The following is a 22119-nucleotide window of genomic DNA, read 5'->3' as shown; positions in this document are numbered from 1 at the left end:
CGAGGATGGGCCCACACAAACAATACTATCATAAGGGTGAATGGAATTTGAAAGATTCAAATCGCCTTTGTTTTAGTTCTTTGACGAAAATTATATATACAATCCTACCGCAACAAAAACTGGATCAACAATGGGGGAAGATCCGGTAATACGCAAACGAGTTGCGGGGAGTAGCCTACCACGTGTCACCAAGTCACGTGTCGCAAAGACAGGGGTACTGATCCTCTTTTTGACGGTTCTTGGTCTCTTTGTGGTACAGACGGCCGCCGCCCATGGAGCACCGTCGGATCCGATTGGCCAGGGGTTGGCCTGTTACGAGGAGGTTAAGAGTGAGGGAGAGACAAACGAGATGTGTGAGTTTGCACGCGAGCAGAGCGGACAGGCAATCTACAACTGGCAGGGAATTCGCGACGGTGATGCGGGCGGCGATCACCGGGAGAACATCGACGACGGTGAACTCTGTAGTGCCGGAAGCGAAAGATACGCTCCGTACGATGAGCCAGGAGACTGGCCTTCGACGACGATCGAGCCCGGTACGCAGACGTTTACTCTCGATCTGACCGCGCCACACGAAGCCAAGTACTTCAGGTTCTACATGACCAAGGATGGATGGGATCCAGACACCGCGCTTGCGTGGGATGACCTGGAACTGATCCACGAGACTGATCCGATGAGTCCCACTGAAACGACGGAAATCAGTGGTGTGGATGTCCCTGACCGCAACAACAAAGAGCACATCATCTACATGGTCTGGCAGCGATCCGATTCGCCAGAAGCGTTCTATTCGTGCTCCTACGTTGACATCGCCGGCGCTGATGATGGCAACGATGACACGCCAGATCAGCCCGACACGCCAACTGACACGCCAGATCAGCCCGACACGCCAACTGACACGCCAGATCAGCCTGACGTGCCCGCGTGGGACTCCGAAGCCACGTACACGAGCGGCGACCAGGTGACCTACAACGGCAAAACGTGGGAGGCCAAATGGTGGACGCAGGGTGACGAACCCGGTTCCTCCGAGTGGGGTCCCTGGGAGCAGGTCTCCGGCGATGACACGCCAGATCAGCCCGACACGCCAACTGACACGCCAACTGACACGCCAACTGACACGCCCGATCAGCCGGACGTGCCCAAGTGGAATTCGAGTACGGCCTACACAAGTGGCGACCAGGTGAGCTACGACGGCGAAACGTGGGAAGCCAACTGGTGGACGCAGGGTGACGAACCCGGTAGCTCCCAGTGGGGGCCATGGGAACGAGTAGAGTAGTGAGAAGGTAACATTTCCACCGGAAGAAGCGAATCGACTCCTTTTTTACAGTTGCTGGTCGGGCAGCGAGCAGAAAATCCCATGACCGACTGCCAGTCCCTGTGATTCACGACGTGTTTGACATCCTCCTCCGCGTGAACGCGGAGGAATCCCGAGCGGTGGGAGTTTCAGGTCTGTAGTCCAATCACCGGACTCCCAGTCCTTTCGGGCACGGGTAGTCCCACAGTGTCGGACTGGTGGACTGCTGGCCATGCCAAGTGGCCGTTACCCCTATCCTCGACCGTACATGGCGTCCCGGTGTTGTTTTTGCCACAGGGACGCCAGTAGGCGTCAGCAGAGTCGGGGGTACCTTCTGACTCGCTTTGAGCAGTCGGCACAGACACACTCTGCTGGAATGTGCGTTCACCGACTACCCTTTCGGATACTGTCTCATTGCGTGGGTGGACAGGCCACCTCCGAAGGACGGTTCGGAATCCGCTCCGTTCCGACCGATTCCTACCTACTGATAGGGTTTCCTGTCGCTTAAACACCAGTATTCTGAAACTCAGAGTGCTGTCGAACGTGGATACTTTCCCCAAGTGACGGCACGTATCCACGGCGTGAACGCCGTGGTATTGCGCCTGTTCAGCGTATAAGCCAGACGTGTCTCTCGATGGATCGAACGGTCCGTTCAACGCGTTTGATACTACCGGCTGTAAGTCTGTGAATGATTTCGCCACCCCGGGGTGGCGAAGCTCGTCACGAAGTGACAGCCGGCAGTATGAGCTCTGTTCTCCGGCGTGCGAATCGGAGCGTCGCTCCGTGAGGTGTTTGGCCACCGTCGAGAGGGGCCATCGCGCAGCGATTGCTGTCACTGAATGCATAAAATAAATGCTGTCCCACGTCTGACACACCGACAATGGTCCTCTCCGACGTTTTGCTCGCCCCGCTGGGACTGGCGGCCCTCCTCCTGGCAGTGCCGATCGTGGTGTTGTATCTCGTTCGTCCAGATCCACAGGAACGCACGCTGCCGACGTTCCGGTTTCTCGTCGCCGGTGAACGCCAGCAGTCGTCGACGCCGTTGCTCGAACGGATTTCACGGAGTCTCCTCCTGGTGGTGCAGGTGCTCGTCGTACTCGTGCTCGCGGTCGGACTGGCGACGCCGTACGTCACCGTCTCCGAGCGGGCGACGGTCGAAGAGACGGTCGTGGTCCTCGACACGAGCGCGTCCATGCAGACCGAGGCCGACGGCGAGACACGCTTCCAGCGGGCCGTCGCGGCCGCCCGGGGGGAGGTGACGGGGTCGACCTCTGTCGTTATCACGACCGACGGGGGTGAGGTACTGCTCCAGCGGGGCACGCCGACGACGGCGCGGGAGACGCTGGCAGGACTCGGCCCGACAGATGCACCGGGGACGCTCGGCGGCGCTGTCTCACAGGCCACGTCCCTCGCCGGTGAGAACGGCCGGATCGTCGTCCTGAGCGACTTCGCGGGCGAGGGGTGGACGACCGCGATCACGACGGCGCGGGGACGAGGCCTCTCCGTCGATCTTCGACAGTTCGACCGCGGCGGGGACGCGAACGTCGGCTTCGTCGACCGGCGGTTCACCGGCTCGAAGGTGACGCTGTCGGTGAAAAACTACGGCGACGCGACCGTCACGCGGACCGTCCGGCTCGGCGACGCCCAGCGAGAGTTGCAGCTCGGACCCGACGACGTCGGCTCGGTGACGATGCCGGTCCCGGCCGGGGGGAGCGAGGCCCGACTCGACTCGGGTGACAGCTTCCCGGCTGACGACAGCGTCTACGTCGCAGCGCCGCCGGACGCGGCCGTCGACGTACTGGTGGTGACCAACGACCGGAACCGGTATCTCACCACCGCGTTGTCGGTGGTCGACCGGGTGAACGTGACCGTCAGGCAGCCGCCGACGACGATCCAGGGCGAGTACGACGTCATCCTGTACAGCAACGTCGAGCCGAGCGCGCTGTTGCCCGGCAACGTCGAGAGCGGGCGCGAACTGGTCGAAGACGGTGGCGGCGTGGCGGTGCTGGCACAGGACGACCTCCCACAGCGGTACCGGGATCTCCTCCTCGTCGACCCCGGCGAGACCCGAACGGGCGCGACAGTGGGCCAGACGGCACAGACACAGCTCACCCGCGGCATCGACTTCCAGCCCCCAGAGGAGTACGTCGCGGGCTCGCTGCGCTCGGGCTCGGTTCAGGTGGGGCTGAGCGACGGGACGCCCCTGATCGCGACCGACGACCGAAGCGGCGGCCGCGTCATGTACTACGGCTACATCGAGGATCGGTCCAGCTTCAAGTTCAACTACCAGTACCCCGTGTTCTGGAAGCGGGCGGTGTACTACCTCGCGGATAGGGAGCCGTTGCCGGCCCTGAACCACGAGACCGGCGAGACCGTTCGGTTCGGCAACACCACTGTGGAGGGGCCAGACGGCCCCGTCACCGGCAACGCAGTCACGCTCCAGCGGGCCGGCCACTACCGGAGCGAGAGCCGGCAGGTGAGCGCGTCGCTGCTGGACGAGAGCGAGTCGAACACCGCCGTCGAAGCGCTCGATCGGCGTTCCGGGACGGCCGGGAACCTCACTCGGACCGAACGACGGTCGGTGCCACAGCCGTTGACCGAGTACGTCGCGCTGGGCGGACTGGTGCTCGTCCTGGTCGAGGTCGGCTACCTTCGCCGACGGGGTGATCTCTGATGCGAGTGTCCGCCACCGTCGCGGAGGGGCTCACCGTCGGCGTCGAACACCTCTGGCCGCTGCTTGTCCTGCCGATCGCGGTCGGCGTCCTCGCGTCGCTGATCCGGCGTGGCAGCGGCGGGCCGCGGTCGGCATCGAACCGGAGCCGTCGGCTCCTGCTCGCCAGTCGCGTACTCGTCGTCTGCCTGCTCGTCCTCGGCGCGATGGGACCGTACACCGCCCAGACCCGCGAGACGCCGGGTGAGCCGGGCGTGACACTGCTGACGGACGAATCCGCGAGCATGGGGATCTATCCGAACACGACCGACGAACTGGTACGGGACATCGAAGACGAGGGTGTCCCGGTGACGCGGGTGACGGTCGGCAGCGACTCTGCGTCGCGGATCGGTGACGCCGTGGCGGCGAACCTCCGGGAAAACGGCACGATCGCCGTCGTTTCCGACGGTCGCGTCACGGCGGGACGGAGCCTGTCGACAGCCGCCGCCGACGCCGACGCGCTCGACGCGACCGTCCACGGCGTCACGCCCCAGTCGCCACGCACCGAGCGAGCCGTGGCGATAGCGGGACCGTCGACGGTGAGCCGCGGCGTCCAGTCCCGGTACACCGTCTCGATGCGGGGCGTGAGCGTCTCCGAGCCCGTGCCGGTGACGGTGACGATCGACGGCGAGACGGTCACTGAGGGGGAACTTCGACCGGACGGGACGCTCACTGTCGATCACACGTTCGAGGAACTGGGGGCACACCGCGTGACCGCGACGCTGTCGGGCGAGGACGAATACGCCCGAAACGACGTGTTCTACGAGAGCGTCCGCGTCGTCGAACAGCCCGACGTACTGTACGTCGCACAGGGCGAGTACCCCCTCCGGAACTACCTCGACTCGCTGTACAACGTCACGACGGCCGCGTCGGTCCCGGCGGCACTCGACGACTACGCCGCCGTCGTCGTGCAGGACACGTCGGCGAGCGACGTGGGGAACGCCACCGCGCTCCAGGACTTCGTCGTCAACGGCGGCGGGCTGGTCGTCGCGGGCGGTGACAACGCCTACGAGAACGGCGGCTACGAGACGTCGCCGATGGGCTCGATGCTCCCGGTCCAGGTCGGGAACGCGACCGGCGGCGAGTCGAACATCGTCCTCCTCGTCGACGTCTCCAGTAGCGCCGAGAGCGGGCTCTCGGTACAGAAGGCCGTCGCACTGGACGTGCTCGACCAGCTCGGCGACGAGAACCGGGTCGGCGTCGTCGCCTTCAACCAGAACGCGTACCGCGTCTCGGAGCTGCGAACGCTCGGCCAGAACCGTGCGGCGACCGCCGAGAAGATACGGCAACTGGAGAGCCGCGGCGCGACGGACATCGCCGTCGGCCTCCAGGGGGCCGACGAGTTGCTGGGCGACCGCGAAGGGACGATCATCCTCCTCAGTGACGGCCAGGACCGCCTGGGGCCGCCAGCGGCCGTCGCGAACCAGCTCGGCCGCGAGGGGACCCGCGTCGTCTCGGTCGGCGTCGGCAAGCGCGTCGGCGTCCCGACGATGCGCCAGATCGCCGGCGAGTCGGGCGGTTCGTACTTCGCCGCCGACGAGACCGAACGGCTGCGACTCCTCTTTGGCGGCTCCTCGCGGCGCTACCAGGGAGAGAACCTCACGGTCGTCACCGAGGACACGTTCATCACTGCCGGCGTCGAACTGACGGCCAATCCCGGTCGAGCCAACAACGTCCGCGTCAAGCCCGGGGCCGACTACCAGGTCGCCACCGCCGACGGGAAGCCGGCGATCGCTTCCTGGCGGTTCGGTCTCGGCCGCGTGGTCTCTCTGACCGCCTACGACTCGGACAACACGATGGGCGGTCTGCTCGACCGCCCGGACTCGCTGGTCGTCACGAAGTCGGTCAACTACGCCGTGGGCGATCCCACGCGTACGCAGACCGGCGTCACGTCGGTCGACGACGCCCGCGTGGGGCGGCCGACGACACTGACCTACCAGGGCGACAGTCGCCCGGAGGCGGCGAACGTGTCCGTCCGCCAGGTAGGCGAGGGGCGGTATCGCGGCGAGTTCACGCCCCGGGAGGCGGGGTATCAGACGGTGCTCGACACCGAGTACGCGGCCAACTACCCCGTGGAGTACGCGTCCTTCGGCCCGAGCGACAGCCTCGACGCGCTCGTCGAACGGACGGGAGGCCAGACGTTCAGCCCGGACGAGGGCGAACAGATAGCCAGACAGGCCCGCCAGCAGTCCACCCGCGTCCGCACCGTCCGAGAGACCTGGGAGTGGGTCGCCCTGCTCGGCGCGCTCCTGGTGTTCACCGCCGAGGTGGTCGCCCGTCGTGTTCAAGTGTACCGCGGTCGCACCACTCTGGAGAGTGGTCTCCCGTGAGCGCAATCGGCCGCCGTATCAACCTCGGGCTCGTGGCGTTCGTCCTCCTCTCGATGGTCGGCACCGGCGCGACGACGGTGCTGTACCAAGACTCCGCGAGCGAACTGCGATCGCAGAATCAGGAACTCAGACAGGAAAACGCCGAGCTCCGTGAGAACCTGGACGACACCAGAAGTGAGGTCGAATCCGCCCAGACTCGCGTCGACGAACTCGAAGAGCGACTGGAGACGCGATCGAAAGACGTCGATCAGGTCGCGACCAACCTGAACCGGACCGAGTCACAGTTGAACGCCACGGAAAGCCAACTGGCAGAGACCAGGCGGTCGCTCCGTGAGAGCGAGGACCGCGTCGAAGAGCTGGAGGGGACAGTTGGCTCTCTCCGGAACGAACGAGACGCCCTCCAGAACGAGGTCGACGACCTCAGATCGACGGTCGACGATCTAGAGATGGAAAACGAGGAGCTGGTCGACGAGCGCGACGAACTCGAAGACCAGGTGTCCGACCTGGAAGACGAGATAGACCGTCTGGAATCGCAGATAACGACGCTCGAAACCGAGGTCGCAGAACTCGAAAACCGAAACCGAGAGCTACGAGACGACATCGAGACGCTCTGTAACCAGCCGGAGAACCAGGGCAAAGTCAGCTGTGAGGACTCCTGATGGACGAACCCGACACCGACACCGGCGAACAAAGTGGTGAACAGTCTCCAGAAGAACGGGAACGAGCACGCGAGCGCATGGCCGCAGCCATCGCCGAGGTCAGATACGAGGGCAAGAAGGCGGCGTTGGTCTACGCCGTCGTCGACGCGGTGGTGGCCTTTCTGCTGGCGAACGTCGTCCTGACCGCCCTCTCCCCGGCCGGCCTCCCGACACAGGTGTCGGTCCCGACGGCGGTGACGGAGCCGATCGGAGCCGCCGTCGGCCGCTCGATACCGGCGCTCTCGCTCCCCGCGGGCGCAGTCGTCGGCATCGCCCTCGGAGGACTCTGGCTCTTCGGCGAGTACCTGTATCGGGTCCGCCAGCCCCTCGTCGAACAGTTCGAGGCGGCCAACGCGAACGTCACCGACGCGCTCCGTACGGCCCGAGACACCGTCGAGGACGGGGCCGAGACGCGGATGGCGGCCCGGCTCTACGAGGACGTGCTCGCGGGCCTGAAACAGAGTTCCAGCACTGCACTGGTCGATAGCCGGCGGCTGCTCGGGACGCTCGTCGTCGTGATCCTGCTGAGCCTGGCGACGGTGCAGGTGGCCGTCGTCGACGTCAGTCTGCTCGATCGCGACCCGGTCGAGACGGAAGCGACGGACGACAGACCCGACGAGTACGGGGGACTCGAAGACGGCGACGCCATACTCGGCGACGGCGAGGACGTCCAGGCGGGCGAGGAGAATCTCACCGCCGAGATCGACTCGACGGGCGGCGACCAGGAACTGAATCGAAGCCAGTCGTTCCCGTCCTCGGACACCGGCGGACCGGGGAGCGCCAGCGGAACGGTCGACAGCCAGCAGGCCGGGTTCGCCGGCCAGGACGACGTCGAGGATGCGGCCCTCATCCGCGAGTACAATCTCAGAATCAGAGGAGACGCTGACGACGGAGACACCGACCAATGAGCTCAGAGCAAGACATCGACGCGCTACAGCGGAAGATCGCGGACGCACGTGAACAGATCGGCACGCGAATCGTCGGCCAGGAGGAGGTACTGGAGCAACTGCTCGTCTGTATCCTGGCCGACGGCAACGCCCTGCTCGAATCGAACCCCGGACTGGGGAAGACGACGATGGTCCGGACGGTCGCGGCGGTGACCGACCTCGAGTTCTCCCGGATTCAGAACACCCCCGACCTGATGCCGTCCGACATCACCGGGACCGAGATCATCCGCGAGACCGACAGCGGACGGGAGTTCGTCTTCGAGAAGGGGCCGGTGTTCGCCAACGTCGTGCTGGCCGACGAGATCAACCGGGCGACGCCGAAGACACAGGCCGCCCTGCTGGAAGCGATGCAGGAGAAGCAGGTGACAGCTGCGGGCGAAACCCACGAACTGCCACGCCCGTTTTTCATCCTCGCGACCCAGAACCCCATCGATCAGTCTGGAACCTACGCACTCCCGGAAGCCCAGACCGACCGCTTCATGCTGAAGCTGCTGGTCGACTACCCCGACTACGACGAGGAGCGGACGATCGTCGACATGAACACCGCCGGGGCAGAGCAGGTGCCCGTCGAGCGCTCGCTGACACGCACGGAGATTCGAGCGGTCCAGCAGCTGGTCCGCGAGATGCCCATCGCCGACGACCTGCGCGACCGAGCGGTCCAGCTCGTCCGCCGGACCCGCGAGGCCGACGACATCGAGTTCGGGGCCAGCCCACGAGCGAGCATGGCGCTCGTACAGACGGCGAAAGCGCGGGCGTTCCTCCACGGCCGCTCGCACGTCACGGGCGAGGACATCGAGGCGCTGGCCGCCCCCGTACTCCGTCACCGGATCGTCGTGGACTTCCGGGCCGAGCGGGAGGGGCGGACGGCGGACGACCTCGTCGCGTCGCTACTGGAATGAGTCCCGCCGTAATCGCAGTTCCGCGGACGGGCCAGCTACTTCGGGAGGACGAACTGTGACGATCGAACCGGACTTTCTGGACGAACTCGGACAGTTCACCGCCGCGCTGAACCGCCAGACGACCTCGATTCGACAGGGCGACCAGCAGTCGCCGCGGGTCGGTGACGGCCTCACCTTCAGCGATTACCGCCGCTACTCGCCGGGGGACGACACGCGACGGATCGACTGGAAGCTGTTCGCCCGGACCGAGGAGTACTTCATCAAACAGTACGAGGAAGAGCGGAGCCTGACCGTCCACCTGCTCGTCGACACGAGCGCGTCGATGGACTACGGGGAAGCGTCGAGCCACAAGTTCGAGTACGCCGCCAAGCTCGCGCTCGGGTTCGCCTACCTGACCGCGGCAGAGAACAACGACTTCCAGTTCTGTACGTTCCGTGACCGGGTGGACCGTATCGACACCGGCCAGTCGAACCGGGGGGAGCTCCTCTCTCTTATCGACCAGTTGAACGAGTCGACGCTCGCCGGGCGAGCCGCGTTCGAGTCGTCGCTCGCGGCCTACGCCGAGCGCATCCGCTCGCGGTCGCTCGTCGTCGTGTTCAGCGACTGTCTGACCGAGCCCGAGGAGCTGGAAGCCGGTATCGCCGCACTCGCACGCAACGACGCCGACGTGCTACTGGTCCGCGTCGTCGCCCCGGAAGAACGGGACCCGGGCGTCGTCGGTGACGTGCTGTTTGCCGACCCCGAGAGCGACGAGACGCGTCGGTCGTACTTCAGCGGCTCGCTCGCCGAGACCTACCGGTCGCGTCTCGACGCCCACGTCGACTCGGTATCGAACCGCGTCACGGCACTGGGTGGGGACCACGTGTTGGTCGAGACAGGCGAGGAGTACTTCGACTCGTTCGCGAGCGTGTGGCTACAGTAGCCAGAGAGCGGTCGCGTCGACTCATACTACCGGCTGTACATCTGTGAACGATTTCGCCACCCCGGGGTGGCGAAGATCTTCACGAAGTGACAGCCAGCAGTATCACGTGTGTGGACGCGTGCCGACGGTGTCAGTCGCCGCGGACGAGACGGAGCCCGCCACCGACGGCGATCACGACCCCGCCGAGGAGCGACACGACGACTCCGAGCCCGGCCCCATCGAGTCCGGCCACGAGAGCGATCCAGTGGCCCGCGACCAGCGCCGCGACCAGTCCACCCGCGAGTGCCACCCGGCCGGCGGTCGCCGAACCGCGCATAACGGCGACCGTCGCCAGGACGGCGAAGGCCGCGAGCACCGCGACGAAGCCGTTGGCTCCGAGACCGACCGTCGTCCCCGCGGCGGTGACCTCCCAGGGGAGGAGCGCCCCGACGACGACGGCGGCGACGCCGAGGACGGTCAGTGCCTCGGGTGCGGGGAAGGCGTCGCTCACGATCCCATCCACCTCGGTCGAGTCGGCACGTCGAAGCGGTCGGTCACGACCAGCCCCAGTCCCAGCACGGCGGCGATCCCCACCGGGAGCCAGTTGCCGAAGACGGCGTTGATGCCCCCCCAGAGGATGACGAAACTCACCATGTCGTCGAGCATGAACACGCAGGAGCGTAGTCGCTCGCCCAGCGTCTGCCAGTCGAACCCCCAGTCGAGCAGCAGGACCGCCACCGTCGCCGAGAGGATCCACCCCTCGTAGTTCGAGCGGGGCACGCCGTAGTAGCTCCCGCCGCCGTACTCCCAGAAGCCGAGCGCGACCGCGCCGGGGTCGAGCACCAGATCGATCGCCAGCACGGTCGCGATCACGGCCGGCAGGCGGAGCCACGGGTTCGTCGCTCGCTGTCCGAGCAACAGCGTACACAGCAGGTAGCTGTTGACCACCAGCGGGACGAAGAAGATCGGCAGTCCCAGGGGCACCTCGCCGGCCAGCATGGGACCCAGCGAGACGCCGTAGGCGAACTCGCCGTAGGGCCAGCCGGTCGCGATACCGACGAACTCGATCGCGTAGGCGTAGGCCGTCAGCGACACGAGCGCGAGTCCCGCCCTGCGGTCGACGAGGGGCGCGAGTCCGGCCCCCAGCGGGAGCCGCATGACCAGCGTCCCCAGCAGGATCAACAGGGGATGAAAGACGAGCACGTCGGGCAGCCACGGCGGCCGGAGCGCGCTGGCGGTCAGCAGGATCGCCCCGGTGACCGGGAAGACGACGGCGATCGTGAAGCGATTCTCCAGCACCAGCTCGTCGAGGCGGTCCAGCGCCCGCTCGCGGGTCGGCGTCGCCAGCAGGTCATCCATGCAACATCACCCACAGACCGACGAGCGTGAACGACATGCCCACCAGCGTGTTGATCGCGGGGTACCACCAGTAGGCTCGATGCACGTCGACGCCGGCCAGCGTGATCCCGAAGATCAAGACGGGGTAGAGTCCGAGCAACACGCCAAAGACCGGGTGGACGAGACCGAACGTGGCCGCCGCGGCGACCCAGCAGGCACCACAGTAGTAGTAGGTGCGGCGCTGGCCGAGCCACGTCGCGGTCGTCCGGATCCCGGCCTCCCGGTCGGGTTCGATGTCGGGGATCGCGGAGAAGGTGTGCATCCCCATCGACCAGAGCCACGCGCCGACGACCGCGAGCGTCGGCGGCAGCGCGCCCTCGATCGTGGTGTAGGCGATCACCGCCGGCAGGATGTACAGCCCGTTCGACAGCGAGTCGAGCAGCGGCGTCGTCTTGAAGCGTGCCGGCGGGGCGCTGTACTCGACCGAGAGGACGGCCCACGCGGCGAAGACGACCAGCGCGACGGTCGGCAGGAAGGGGACGAACGCCAGCGCGGCCAGACCCGACAGCGCGATGGCCGCGAGAACGACCGGATCGCGCTGGAAGCGCACCTCTTTGCCCTCCTCGTCGTCTTTCTTCGGGTTGTACTCGTCGACGTCGGCGTCGAAGGCGTCGTTGACGCCGTAGAGGAAGACGTTCGCGGGGACCAGAAAGTACGCGAACAGCGCCACGGCGACCGGCGCGAACAGCTGGGCGGAAGAGTCGGCGGCGTAGGTCACGCCGATGATGACCGGCCCCGCGAGGTAGAGCCAGAAGCGCGGCCGCGAGAGCCAGAGGAGATATCCCAGGCGCGACTCCTCGGAGGGGAGCAGGGTCGCCAGCCGGTCGCTGAGAGCGGCGCTCATGGTGGCACTCAATCGGCGAGTCCTCTTAGCGCTGGTCCTCGATCAGTTCGTTGGCCGCGTGTTCGCCGCTGATCAGACACATCGGGACGCCGACGCCGGGTCGAGTGAAAGAGCCGGTGAAGTACAGCCCGTCGACGGCCGACGAACGGATCGGCGGGCGCAACAGCGAGGTCTGACGCAGCGTGTGTGCGAGTCCGAGTGCCGTCCCCTCGGTCGCGTTGTACCGGTCGGCGAAATCGGAGACGGCAAAGCCCTCCTCGAAGACGATCCGGTCCCGGAGGTCGACGCCGGTGTTCTCGGCGATGTCGGCGAGGATCTGCTCGCGGTACTCGGCCCGGATCTCGTCGCCGTCGTGGAGGTCCGGGGCGATCGGCACCAGCACGAAGAGGTTCGAGTGACCCTCGGGTGCGACGGTGTCGTCGGTCTTCGAGGGGACACACAGGTAGTAGGCGGGATCGTCGGGCCAGCGCGGGCGGTCGAAGATCGCGTCGAAGTGGTCCGACCAGTCCGTCGGGAACACGAGCGTGTGGTGTTCGAGCGGTTCCACGTCGCCCTCGACGCCGAGGTACATGAGATACGCCGACGGGGCCAGCGTCCGGTCGTCCCAGTAGTCGTCCTCGTACTGGCTCTCGTGGTCGGGCAGGAGTTCGCGCTCGGCGTGGCCGTAGTCGGCGTTGACGACGGTCTCGTCGGGCCGGTACACGTCGCCGTCGACCGTCTCGACGTGGAAGCTGTCGCGTCGCTTCGTGATCTCGTCGACCTCGCTGTCGGTGACGTACTCGACGCCGAGTTCGCGGCCCAGCTCGACGAAGGCGTCGATCACGACGCCGATCCCGCCCTCGCCGTCGTCGCCGACGGGGTAGTAGACGCCGAGGTTGAAGTCGACGTGGCTCATGATGTTGTACAGCGCCGGGGTGTTCTCCGGCGAGCCACCGAGGAAGACCAGCGTGTACTGGACGATCTGCTGGAGCTTCGGGTGCTCGAAGTACTCTTCGACGTGGCCCTGCATCGAGCCCAGCAGGGAGAGCCCGATCGGCGCGGCCCGCACCACGCTGGGATCGATCCAGTCCCGGAGCCGGGGACGGTCAGTGTAGACGAAGTCCTCCATCGCCGTCTCGTAGTGCTCCTGGCTGGTCGCGAGGTAGTCGTCGAAGGCCTCGCTGGCACCGGGCTCGTAGGACTCGAACGTCGACCGCATCGCGTCGAGGTCACCCGAGATGTCGAGCCGGTCGCCGTCCTTGAAGAAGATCCGGTAGTGTGGATCGAGCCGTTCGAGATCGTAGTAGTCGCCGGGCTCGCGGTCGAAGTGGGCGAAGAAGCGCTCGAACACGTCGGGCATCAGGTACCACGACGGCCCCATGTCGAACCGGAACCCCTCGGCCTCCAGTCGGCTGGCACGCCCGCCCAGTTGCTCGTTCTTTTCCAGGAGGGTCACGTCGGCACCGGCGTCGGCGAGGAAACAGGCGGCAGAGAGCCCGCCGACGCCGCCACCGACCACGACGATCTCGTCACCAGACAGATCACTCATTACACGAACGAAAGACGGCGTCGGTGTTAAATTGCGGCCCAAACCTGTAGGGGCCTGTATCGGGAGGCTGGGACCGTCGGTCGACCGGTGACCGACGGAGTTATTAACGAAGGTGATTGTGTTATTAACATGGCTGCAAACGAAGCGTCAGTATTCACAACGATCGGCGATCGGTTCTCGCTTCCCGGCGTCGCGGGCGTCGTCGCGCTGGTGGTGCTCTCGCCCCTGGCTGTGGCGCTGAACGCGGAGAAGGTCCTGGTCATCGCGTGGGTCGCGTTCGTGGCGATGGCCGTCGGCGCGTGGTTCGGCGGCCGAAGTGACACCACCAACGCGTACCGCCTCGTCTGGGGGTACGGACTGGCCAGCGGTGCGATGGTCACGAGCGCGGCGATGTTCCTGCTCCCCCAGGCGATGGGGCTGGGACAGGGAGCCGGCTCCGCACGGCTGGGCGGGATCGGCGTCGCCGCCGGCATCGCCGTCGGCTACAGTTCGCACACGATCAGTCATCGGCTGACCCACGTCGAGACTTCCTTCGACGTGACCACCCTGGAGATCACGGCTCACGCGCTGTCGGCCGGCCTGATCATCGGCCTCGTCTACGCCTCGATGCCCGACCCCGGTTACCTGCTCGGGCTCGCGATCGTCTCGCACAAAGGCCCCGCCGGCTACGCCGCCGCCCGGCGACTCGCCCGCGCCGACAAGTCGACGACGGCGCTGTTGCTCCCCGCGGCGGGCGTCGGACTGACGGCGATCCCCATGGCACTGCTGTCCGTTCCCGACGCACCGGCAGTCAAGGCGATCGTCTTCGGCTTCGCGGCCGGGATCTTCCTCCACATCGCGATGGACTTCCTCCCGAAGTGCGAGGCCGGCAGCGAGATCGACGAGGTCGTCCAGCTACAGGAAGGCGCACACCACCTGCTGGACGAACTCCGGACCCACGCCGTCGCCTCGACGATCGTCGGCGTCGTCGCGGTCGTGGCCGCGTGGGGACTGGTCTAACCGGGCACCCGATCCTCCCGACGAGATCACTCCCCGGACCGTCACCGTCTGAGAGCGGGACCGGCGTCGAGGCGGTGCTGGCATGCTTTGTACCGGGCGCTCTGAAGCTCTCCTCGCCAGCGTGGTGGCGGGGTACTGCTCTGTACGGCGTGTTTTCCTCGAATACGTGGAGCGTCGTGTGGATGTTCGCCGCTACCGACGGCCGGCCGTGGGTGAGTCGGTCGCTCGCGTGGGGGGTGATCGGCTTCGAACTGCTGGTCCCACTCGCACTGGTGACGCCGAAGGAGTTGATGCTCTCGATACTCGTGGATTTCACCTATTGAAGAGCCTGTCTCTCGAACAGGGCGCGACACCGACCGTCGACGGAGACACGACGGTGAGTCCGGTTGTGGTGACACCTCTCACCGCAGTCCGCCGGCATAGCGTCCAGACTCTCCTGCTCGCGAGCCCGTCGAAGAACCGCGACTCACCCCTCGTACACTCGGTACGAGTAGTAGAACAGGTACCCCAGAACCGACAGGAACGGGACGACGATCACGAGGAGAGCGATCGTCGGCGACGGAGCGGCGACTGCCAGGGCCGCGATCAGCGCGGTGGTTTTGAACAGCGGGACGGCGCGCTCATGGGTCTGGGACCAGACCCGCTCGTCGGAGAGCGTCCAGGGCGATCGGATGCCGACGAACTGGTTCTGGGGAAGCGCCGGCAGCGCCTTCGCACTGCCGTAGAGGAGGACCGCAACGAGGAGCGCGGCGATCTGCGTCACGAACGGCTGTCCACCGCCGAACTCCAGACCACTGTTCCACGCGACGATCGCTGCGAAGACGACGAAGACGAGAGTCGTCAGTGCCAGTGCGGTCCACTGGTAGGCCTCACGAAACGGTGCGACTCGCTCTTCGACGAGTTGTAATCGCGGTGCGATGGCGAATCCGCCGAGGAGGGCAATCTGCAAGGCCAGAATCGAAGCCACGGCCACTGGAGTCGACAGCGTCAACGAGGAGTGGCCGCTCGGGTCCCACAGAACCACGATCGACGATGTACGCGTCGCGACGGCGACCGCGGCCAGAGCGACTGTCAGAGCGACTACGACCCCGGACCGGCGGAGGGTACCAGCGTCCAGACCGACTGGTCGACGGTGCCACGTCTCTCGGTTCTGGTTCGTCGTCTCGGATCCAGTCATACGTTGTGAATATTTTTCCAGGCATATAAATCAGGGAGTTAGATGTCTTATTGAAGTCGAATTCTTTCGAATCGTCCAGGTAGTCCAGCGAGTTGCCTCGTCTCTCCCGACAGAGAAGCGTGCCGACGTCGGACGCCTCCGTCATGACCGGACACCGGGATCCACTCCGTCACGTCTGGACCTCGCTCGCAGGGGATCCCGGGTGCGCCACTGATTATGTCACGCGTCTCTACGACGGTTCGTGTATGGCGCGGATATCTGACCCTGATCGTCGCCACATCGGAACGTTCACCGACATCGCGTTGGCCCTCTCCGGACTCGTGGGCGGCGTCCTCTACGCGACCGGCGGCCTCGAATCGAGTCCTGAGCTCCTCCCGGGAGTCACCCTCGCGACCATGCTCCTGCCGACGCTGTATATGTTCTCGCCCGCCGTCACCAACGTCGCGACGCGCCTGCTGACCGACGAGGGCTGGAACGACCTCCGACTGTCGTGCTCGCAACGGTCCTCGTCGTGCTCGGCGTCGGCTTGCTCGCTCATCCCCTGTTCCTCTGGCCACACTACGGGGAAATCCAGTACTCGGTGGGCGGCGTCGAAGCGGCTTCGGAGACTCCGACACCCGAAGAGACAGTCGCCGACACCGACCGACCACAGAAATCTCGACAAGCGTTCGACAGCGTTCGGAACACCACTCACGGAAGTCTGTGGAGTCGGGGAGACGAGCGAGCAGTGACCGTGTTAAAAGATCACCGGCACATCGTCCACGAGGGAACGACCGATCGATACACGACAGGCCACGCAGATGTGTTCTGGGGCCTGGAGAGTATCTTGATACTGCCGGCTGTACATCTGTGACCGATTTCGCCACCGCGGGGTGGCGAAGCTCGTCACGAAGTGACAGCCGGCAGTATGAGAACCGCACGTTCACAGCTCCCGGTAGGTCTCGGGGTCGTCCAGTTCCCAGAGCAGCTCGGGTAAGAATCCGTCGAGGTGCTCGATCACCCGGCGCTCGGAGACGTTCAGCCCCTCGCAGTGCTCGTGGGCGGTGTCGCGGATCGAGACGTGCATGTCCCCGCCCTCGCGGGCGGTCGCGTCACCCTCCTCGACGGTGACGTGGAGCGGGAACACCGAACAGCGGGCGGGCTTCCAGTCGTGTTCGTCGTGCAGCGCACAGAGGCCGTCCTCGCGCAGGAAAAAGCAGGCCTGGCCCTGTTCGTCGACGTGGTCCTCGCGGTCTTTGTGCTCCTGACGGACGAAGTCCTGCCCGCGGAACTGGGTCGTCGACTCGTTGAGGTTCTCGCGGGCGGCCAGCTCCATGAGGTCCTTCTCGTACAGGAGGACGCCGTGGTGACAGCACCACGTACACTCCTCGACGCACTCGAAGGTCAGCGCGGGGTCGAAGTCGATCACGGCCTCCTTGCCGGGGTAGACCTCGACTGTCGTGGGCTGGGTCGACACTGCCAGCTCTTGGCGGCCGGCGAGCAAAAGGGCGACGGCTCAGGACGACGAGGGCGCGTCTTCGTGGACGCGCGCGCCGGACACGACGATCCGCGAGCCCTCGTCCATCCGCTCCAGGGCCACCTCCCAGCCCTGGACTCGCACCAGCGTTCGCACTTTCGGCAGCGTGAGCCCAGTCTTCGTGTCGGTCAACCCTCCGGAGTACTCGAACAGCTCGTCGTCGGCCAGTTCCTCTGGTGGGACCCAGTCGGTCTCGACGACGAACCCGTCCGGTCGGATCGCGACGCGTGCGTCCGTGCCGCCGTTGTGCGAGAGGAACTGGAAGATGCTGACGAACAGTTCGTGGAGCCGCGTGCGATCGGCCTCGATAGTCGTCGCTGGCGGAACGTCGACAGCGACCCCGTCCGGCCGGGCCGCGTCGCGAGCGTCGGCGACGACGTCGTCCAGACGGATCGGTTCCAGTTCGTCGACAGTCTGGCCGTGGCGAGCCAGCGTCGACAGTCCGTCGACGACGGTCTCCATCTCGCGGGCGCGCCGCGAGACCGTCGACAGCGTCTCGCGAGCCTGCCCGACGTTGCCCGCTTCCAGTGCCGTACCCGCCGCCGAGACCTGGCCGCCGACGACCTGCAGCGAGTTGAGCAGTTCGTGTCTGATCCCCGCAGAGAAGTCCTCCAGCTGTTCGTTGTGGCGTTCGAGTTCCTGGCGCTGGCGCTCCAGCCTGGTCACGTCGACGAACACGAGCATCCGGCAGATGTTCGACTGGACGCTGGTCAGCGGACTCGCGTTGACCAGAAAGTACTGCGTCTCCTCGCCCTCGACGGCGACGATCTCCTGGCCCGAGAGGTCCTGGTCCATCGGGAGCGCCGCCGTGACCGACTGACCGCGCGTCCCCGACAGCGTCGGAAAGAGCCGGGCCGCGGCGTCGTTGTACTCCCTGATCCGGTTGTCCTCGTCGAGGAAGACGACCGGCTCCGGGATGTTGCCAGTCAGCTGGACCGCGAGGAACCGGTCGCGAGCGACGAACAGCACGCCGACGGCGAAGGCGGCGACCCCCAGGGGCGCGTAGATGATGTCGATCAGCGCCGTCGACTCGAAGGCCACCAGATCCAGCGCGATCGGCAGCGCCGTCAGCGCGGTCAGCCCGCCCAGCGACCGCGTGTCGTACCCCGCGTTGGCGAAGGCCTCGAACAGCATGAACAGGCCGACGGCCGCGAGGACGTACGCCAGCCCGGTCGCCAGCCAGTGGACCGTTCCGTGCTGGATCGCGAGGTGCGTGAACGGCTCCTGCACGATTCGAGCCGTGAAGTACCGTTCGTGGAGGGGATTGGTGAGTTTGATCCCCACGACGAAGGCGTACAGCCCGAGCCCGACGAGTTGCGTCGCCCGGCTCTCGTGGTAGGTCCGGTCGGTGTAGGCCGAGCAGAAGTACAGCCACGCGAAGACCGTCCCGAAGCCGACGACGAGGCCGACGGTGTACCACGCCTCCTTGAGCGTCGTCGTGGGACTGTAGATGATGCCCAGATACGTCAGCGCCCACAGTCCCGAGGTGAGCAACAGTCCGATCAGTCCGTGCCGGGTGTCTCGATCGTCGACGGCCCGGGCTCTGGCGATACTCCCGAGACAGGCGAGTGCAGCAACCAGGAAGAAAACGCCGTAGACAGCCTGCATCGAGAACCCCAGTAGTGCTGACATTCGGTCGTTCGGTGCTAGTCTGCTTGCGGATAAATAGCCGCGGTCCCAATATCAGGAACTAATAACTGCCGGCCGAGGTGGTCGTCTGGGACGTGTGTCGCCGCGATCCGTCGCGTCGGGAGCACCGCGAAACAGCGCCAGCCGACAGATCAGTTGTACTCGCGCCAGCGGTTCCCACAGTCCTGGCACTTGAAAAAGCGCGTCGGCGGCTCGTCGGCCGAGCCGGTCTGTTTGATCGTGTACCAGGCCTTACCGTGGCCACAGTCCGCGCAGGTCACGTCCTCGGCAGTCGGCTTGCCCTCGAAGTTCGCGCCCTCCTCGGTCTCGATCACGTCGTCGTCGCTCTGTGCGGCGGTGCTCACGAACTCGGCGGCCCGCTCGGCGTCCTTCTGGACGCGACTGCCACAGGACTTGCAGACCATCTCGTCGCCGTCCGCGTGCATCATCGAACCGCAGTCGTCGCAGAACTGCATTGTACCGCCTCAGTTCTCGCTTCGAACGGATATAGACTCGTATTCGGTGCCGTGACCCCGGTGCTTTTTGCGATCGAAAATGAGGAGCGCACATGGTAACCAGACGGTCGCTCGTCGCGACGCTCGGTCTCTCCGCCTTGGCTGGCTGTTCGAAGCTGGCAAAGACGGGTGCGAAGGTGGGCGACGACGCCGCAGAAGCCGCACAGACGGAGACGGCGACCGAGACGCCCGTCGAGGGGATCGACATGGACGACCTCGGGACGGTCTCCGATGAGAGGGACGCGTCGATGGAGATCGTCGCCGTCGACCACACCGAACCCCGCATCGTCTCGTCTGACCACGTCCCGGACGCGTCTGGTGCCGACACCTTCGAACTCACGCTCCAGAACACCGGCGTCGCGGGGGACATCCGGGTGACGATGTGGTGGCTCCCGGAGGGAACGTCGGCGGACGAAGACGAGATCCCCGACTCGCGACTCGGGCGTATCGCCGCCGGCTTCCGCGAGCACCGACAGAAAACCGTGTTCTTCGACGCCGACGAACGCCGGACGGTCGAAGTGACCGGCGAGCCACCCAGCGACGCCGACGGCTACTACTTCACGGCCGACATCGCGACCCGAACCGTCCGGATACGGAACGACGGGTCCCCGAGAGAGGTCACCGTACGCCTCCAGTCGAGAGCAGCGGAACGGACGACGTTCGACGAGAAGACGGTGTTCGTCGGCGAGGGGCGCGAAAAGGTCGTCGAGTTCGCAGCCCACTACCCGAACATCGGCGACGAGTGGGAGTTCGTCCTCGAAACGCCCGGCGAAGAGGACTGACCGGGCGCAGCTGGACGGGAGAGCGCCGTCCCGATGGGGCTCTCACCCGCGTGGTTCGTCCAGTGTCACGATCCGATCGGCCCACTCGCGCAGTGCCGCCAGTGCGGTCCGTTCGTGTCTCGACACGGGATCGTCGGTGCCGAGTTCGTCGCTCTCGAAGGCGTTGGCGACGACCAGCTGGGCCGTCTCGCAGTACTTACACAGCGGTCCGATGTCGCCGTCGGCCTGGAACGGGATGGTGGCGTCGTTGACGAACACCGCCGTCGGATCGTCGGGAGCGTCCGCGAGCAGCGCTCTGGCGCGGTCGGCGTTGTCCCGGGCCAGCGCCAGCGCCGCCTCGTCGTCGGCCCCCTCCGAGCGCGGTGCGTGTGCGTCGAGAACGCGGTAGTCGACCGCCGCTGGGAGCGCCGTCACGCGGTCGAGGCGACCGCCCAGAATCCGGCCGTCGCGTTCGACCTCGGGGGCGAAATCGAGTGCGACGACGCCGTCGGTGCCGTGCTCAGAACACCACTGCTCCAGCAGCTCCCCGGTCGCCGTCGTCTTGCCGACGTTGGCGGGTCCGACGATCAGGGTCCGCCCGGTCTCGACTGCCATCAGGCCAGCAGTTCCTCGCGGACGTACTTGCCCCCGAGGACGAGCGTCGCCAGCGCGATCGCCGCGCCGAACGCCACGACGAACCCGGAGAGCGGGCCGACGCCGGCAGCCACCTGTTCGCGGACGAAGTTCGCCGCGAGCACGCCGGTGACGGCAAGCAGCGCGACGCCGCCGAGGTTGGTCGCCGTCGAGTTCTGTCGCGAGACCGTGTCGGTGTTGAGCAGGTAGAGGACGATCGCGATCGCGAAGGGCGTCCCGAGCGTGCCGACCGCCAGGATCAACACCAGCTGTCCGAGCACGTTGCCGGGGATGAAAGCGCCGGGGATCGACAGCAGCGCGACAGCGACCAGCAGCGCCCGGTAGCGGGCGTCGCTCACGTCGGTGTCCCAGTCGAACTTGTCGGCGATCAGGAAGGGCGGGACGATCGTGTTCGCGCCGAGCGTCGAGACGGCCGCGCCGGCCAGGCCGACGAGGAAGAGCCACTGGGCGCTGTCCCCCGCGATCGGACCGAGCGCCTGTGCCGCGCCGATCGTCGTCAGATCCGTCGACGTGAGGACGCTCGCGGCGACCAGGAAGATCGCCAGGCTGTACAGCCCGAAGACGAGCAGCATCGACGCGCCGATGTCGAACGTCGCCAGGTCGCTGTCTCGCTCGGTCCACCCGCGGGCCCGCATCGTGTAGGAGTGCATCGTGATGAGCGTGATGTGGACGGCCCCGCCGACGATGCCGGCCGCCATCACCGCGCTTCCGGCGGGCAGGGACGGAACGAGTCCGGCCGCGGCCGCACCGGCGTCGATCGGGACGACGAACAGCGAGGCGACGAAGGCCAGGACCACCAGCGACACCAGTACCTTCGCAGCGAGTTCGAGGAAGCGATAGCCCCGCCCGGCCAGTCCGACGGCGAGGACGAGCCCCCAGATTACGCCCCAGATCCCGGCGTCGATCCCGGTCATCGTCGCCGAAACCCCGGCGACGGTCTTCATGATCACCAGCTGTGCGACACCGGAGGCCAGTACCGCGTCGGCCACGAGCAGCCACGCCCAGCTCTCACCGAGCGCGTCCTCGACGACGGCGACGATGCCACGCTCGGTCAGCAGGCCCAGTCGCATCGCCAGGAACTGCGAGAGCGCGCCCGCCCCCGCAGAGACGATCACGACCCACAGCAGCGTGTAGCCGAAGCCGGCCCCCGCCGACAGCAGGCTCCCCATCGTCGCCGGGCCGGCGGCGATCGCACCGGCGACCCAGGCCGGACCCATCTCGTCGATGTACGAACGGACTGTCCCACGCCCGAATCCCGACAGTTCGGTCGTCTCGTTGCTCATTGCCACCACCTACACGTACCGACGTAAAAGTCTGCTGAACCC

21 protein-coding genes are annotated in these 22119 nt (G+C 66.2%); 11 read left to right on the top strand and 10 right to left on the bottom strand.

All coding sequences use genetic code 11. The features are described from left to right. Positions 1–130 precede the first annotated feature (130 nt). The 7 genes from AC5FRZ_RS03950 (at position 131) to AC5FRZ_RS03920 (ending at position 9794) form a co-directional block, all read left to right on the top strand. Positions 131–1270, top strand: coding sequence for a lytic polysaccharide monooxygenase (locus AC5FRZ_RS03950; protein ID WP_493563919.1), 1140 nt, complete (start codon positions 131–133; stop codon positions 1268–1270). 898 nt (positions 1271–2168) lie between these two features. Continuing rightward, the gene (locus AC5FRZ_RS03945) at positions 2169–3962 is read left to right on the top strand and encodes a DUF7408 domain-containing protein (RefSeq protein WP_493563918.1); all 1794 of its coding nucleotides are present in this window, start codon (positions 2169–2171) and stop codon (positions 3960–3962) included. Further along, entirely contained in the window at positions 3962–6328 is a 2367-nt protein-coding gene (locus AC5FRZ_RS03940; protein ID WP_493563917.1) for a VWA domain-containing protein, read from the top strand. The genes AC5FRZ_RS03945 and AC5FRZ_RS03940 overlap by 1 nt, the downstream gene beginning before the upstream one ends. Beyond that, positions 6325–6987: a chromosome partitioning protein gene (locus AC5FRZ_RS03935; protein WP_493563916.1), complete on the top strand. Its 663-nt coding sequence runs from the start codon at positions 6325–6327 to the stop codon at positions 6985–6987. Before AC5FRZ_RS03940 ends, AC5FRZ_RS03935 begins: the two co-directional genes overlap by 4 nt. Beyond that, positions 6987–7934 (top strand): DUF7502 family protein, encoded by a 948-nt coding sequence (locus AC5FRZ_RS03930; RefSeq protein ID WP_493563915.1) that lies wholly within the window; start codon positions 6987–6989, stop codon positions 7932–7934. The genes AC5FRZ_RS03935 and AC5FRZ_RS03930 overlap by 1 nt, the downstream gene beginning before the upstream one ends. Beyond that, positions 7931–8872: an AAA family ATPase gene (locus AC5FRZ_RS03925; RefSeq protein ID WP_208628355.1), complete on the top strand. Its 942-nt coding sequence runs from the start codon at positions 7931–7933 to the stop codon at positions 8870–8872. The genes AC5FRZ_RS03930 and AC5FRZ_RS03925 overlap by 4 nt, the downstream gene beginning before the upstream one ends. A gap of 55 nt (positions 8873–8927) precedes the next feature. Then, positions 8928–9794: a DUF58 domain-containing protein gene (locus AC5FRZ_RS03920; RefSeq protein WP_372479606.1), complete on the top strand. Its 867-nt coding sequence runs from the start codon at positions 8928–8930 to the stop codon at positions 9792–9794. A gap of 130 nt (positions 9795–9924) precedes the next feature. Here the strand turns inward: AC5FRZ_RS03920 and AC5FRZ_RS03915 are convergent, their stop codons facing one another. Genes AC5FRZ_RS03915 through crtID form a run of 4 tightly spaced genes read right to left on the bottom strand, consistent with a single transcriptional unit; the run spans position 9925 to position 13543 of the window. Next, a complete protein-coding gene (locus AC5FRZ_RS03915; protein ID WP_493563914.1) occupies positions 9925–10284 on the bottom strand; it encodes a hypothetical protein in 360 nt (119 codons plus the stop codon). Next, complete coding sequence (gene cruF, locus AC5FRZ_RS03910) at positions 10281–11132, bottom strand: bisanhydrobacterioruberin hydratase (protein WP_493563913.1); 852 nt, start codon at positions 11130–11132, stop codon at positions 10281–10283. Before cruF ends, AC5FRZ_RS03915 begins: the two co-directional genes overlap by 4 nt. Further along, positions 11125–12015 carry a prenyltransferase gene (locus AC5FRZ_RS03905; RefSeq protein ID WP_170093501.1) on the bottom strand — a complete coding sequence of 297 codons (891 nt, stop codon included), beginning with the start codon at positions 12013–12015 and terminating at the stop codon, positions 11125–11127. The genes cruF and AC5FRZ_RS03905 overlap by 8 nt, the downstream gene beginning before the upstream one ends. Before the next feature lie 25 nt (positions 12016–12040). Continuing rightward, positions 12041–13543: a bifunctional phytoene desaturase/3,4-desaturase gene (gene crtID, locus AC5FRZ_RS03900; RefSeq protein WP_153552495.1), complete on the bottom strand. Its 1503-nt coding sequence runs from the start codon at positions 13541–13543 to the stop codon at positions 12041–12043. Positions 13544–13672: 129 nt separating this feature from the next. Between crtID and AC5FRZ_RS03895 the strand changes: the two genes are divergently transcribed. Together AC5FRZ_RS03895 and AC5FRZ_RS03890 are read left to right on the top strand one after the other, a co-directional pair. Further along, complete coding sequence (locus AC5FRZ_RS03895) at positions 13673–14542, top strand: ZIP family metal transporter (protein WP_493563912.1); 870 nt, start codon at positions 13673–13675, stop codon at positions 14540–14542. 182 nt (positions 14543–14724) lie between these two features. Beyond that, positions 14725–14865, top strand: a complete 141-nt coding sequence (locus AC5FRZ_RS03890) for a hypothetical protein (RefSeq protein ID WP_493563911.1) — start codon at positions 14725–14727, stop codon at positions 14863–14865. A gap of 143 nt (positions 14866–15008) precedes the next feature. Here the strand turns inward: AC5FRZ_RS03890 and AC5FRZ_RS03885 are convergent, their stop codons facing one another. Further along, positions 15009–15719 carry an SdpI family protein gene (locus AC5FRZ_RS03885; protein WP_493563910.1) on the bottom strand — a complete coding sequence of 237 codons (711 nt, stop codon included), beginning with the start codon at positions 15717–15719 and terminating at the stop codon, positions 15009–15011. A 119-nt stretch (positions 15720–15838) separates the two neighbouring features. Between AC5FRZ_RS03885 and AC5FRZ_RS03880 the strand changes: the two genes are divergently transcribed. Continuing rightward, positions 15839–16450, top strand: a complete 612-nt coding sequence (locus AC5FRZ_RS03880; protein WP_493563909.1) for a hypothetical protein — start codon at positions 15839–15841, stop codon at positions 16448–16450. Positions 16451–16641: 191 nt separating this feature from the next. Here the strand turns inward: AC5FRZ_RS03880 and AC5FRZ_RS03875 are convergent, their stop codons facing one another. From AC5FRZ_RS03875 to AC5FRZ_RS03865, 3 genes are all read right to left on the bottom strand, one after another. After that, the gene (locus tag AC5FRZ_RS03875) at positions 16642–17175 is read right to left on the bottom strand and encodes a YkgJ family cysteine cluster protein (protein ID WP_372479611.1); all 534 of its coding nucleotides are present in this window, start codon (positions 17173–17175) and stop codon (positions 16642–16644) included. Between the two features lie 39 nt (positions 17176–17214). Then, the gene (locus tag AC5FRZ_RS03870; protein ID WP_493563908.1) at positions 17215–18867 is read right to left on the bottom strand and encodes a histidine kinase N-terminal 7TM domain-containing protein; all 1653 of its coding nucleotides are present in this window, start codon (positions 18865–18867) and stop codon (positions 17215–17217) included. A 149-nt stretch (positions 18868–19016) separates the two neighbouring features. Beyond that, positions 19017–19340, bottom strand: coding sequence for a transcription factor S (locus AC5FRZ_RS03865; protein ID WP_170093494.1), 324 nt, complete (start codon positions 19338–19340; stop codon positions 19017–19019). Positions 19341–19432: 92 nt separating this feature from the next. Between AC5FRZ_RS03865 and AC5FRZ_RS03860 the strand changes: the two genes are divergently transcribed. Next, on the top strand, positions 19433–20161 hold the full coding sequence (locus AC5FRZ_RS03860; RefSeq protein WP_493563907.1) for a hypothetical protein: 729 nt from the start codon (positions 19433–19435) through the stop codon (positions 20159–20161). Positions 20162–20203: 42 nt separating this feature from the next. Here the strand turns inward: AC5FRZ_RS03860 and AC5FRZ_RS03855 are convergent, their stop codons facing one another. Together AC5FRZ_RS03855 and AC5FRZ_RS03850 are read right to left on the bottom strand one after the other, a co-directional pair. Then, positions 20204–20755, bottom strand: coding sequence for a hypothetical protein (locus AC5FRZ_RS03855; protein ID WP_493563906.1), 552 nt, complete (start codon positions 20753–20755; stop codon positions 20204–20206). Beyond that, entirely contained in the window at positions 20755–22077 is a 1323-nt protein-coding gene (locus AC5FRZ_RS03850) for an NRAMP family divalent metal transporter (protein ID WP_493563905.1), read from the bottom strand. The genes AC5FRZ_RS03855 and AC5FRZ_RS03850 overlap by 1 nt, the downstream gene beginning before the upstream one ends. Positions 22078–22119: the final 42 nt, after the last annotated feature.

It is taken from the genome of Halomicrobium sp. HArcht1-1 (genome assembly GCF_058933285.1).
Note: the sequence above shows the minus strand (reverse complement) of the source record. Positions and strands in the feature narration are given on the sequence as shown.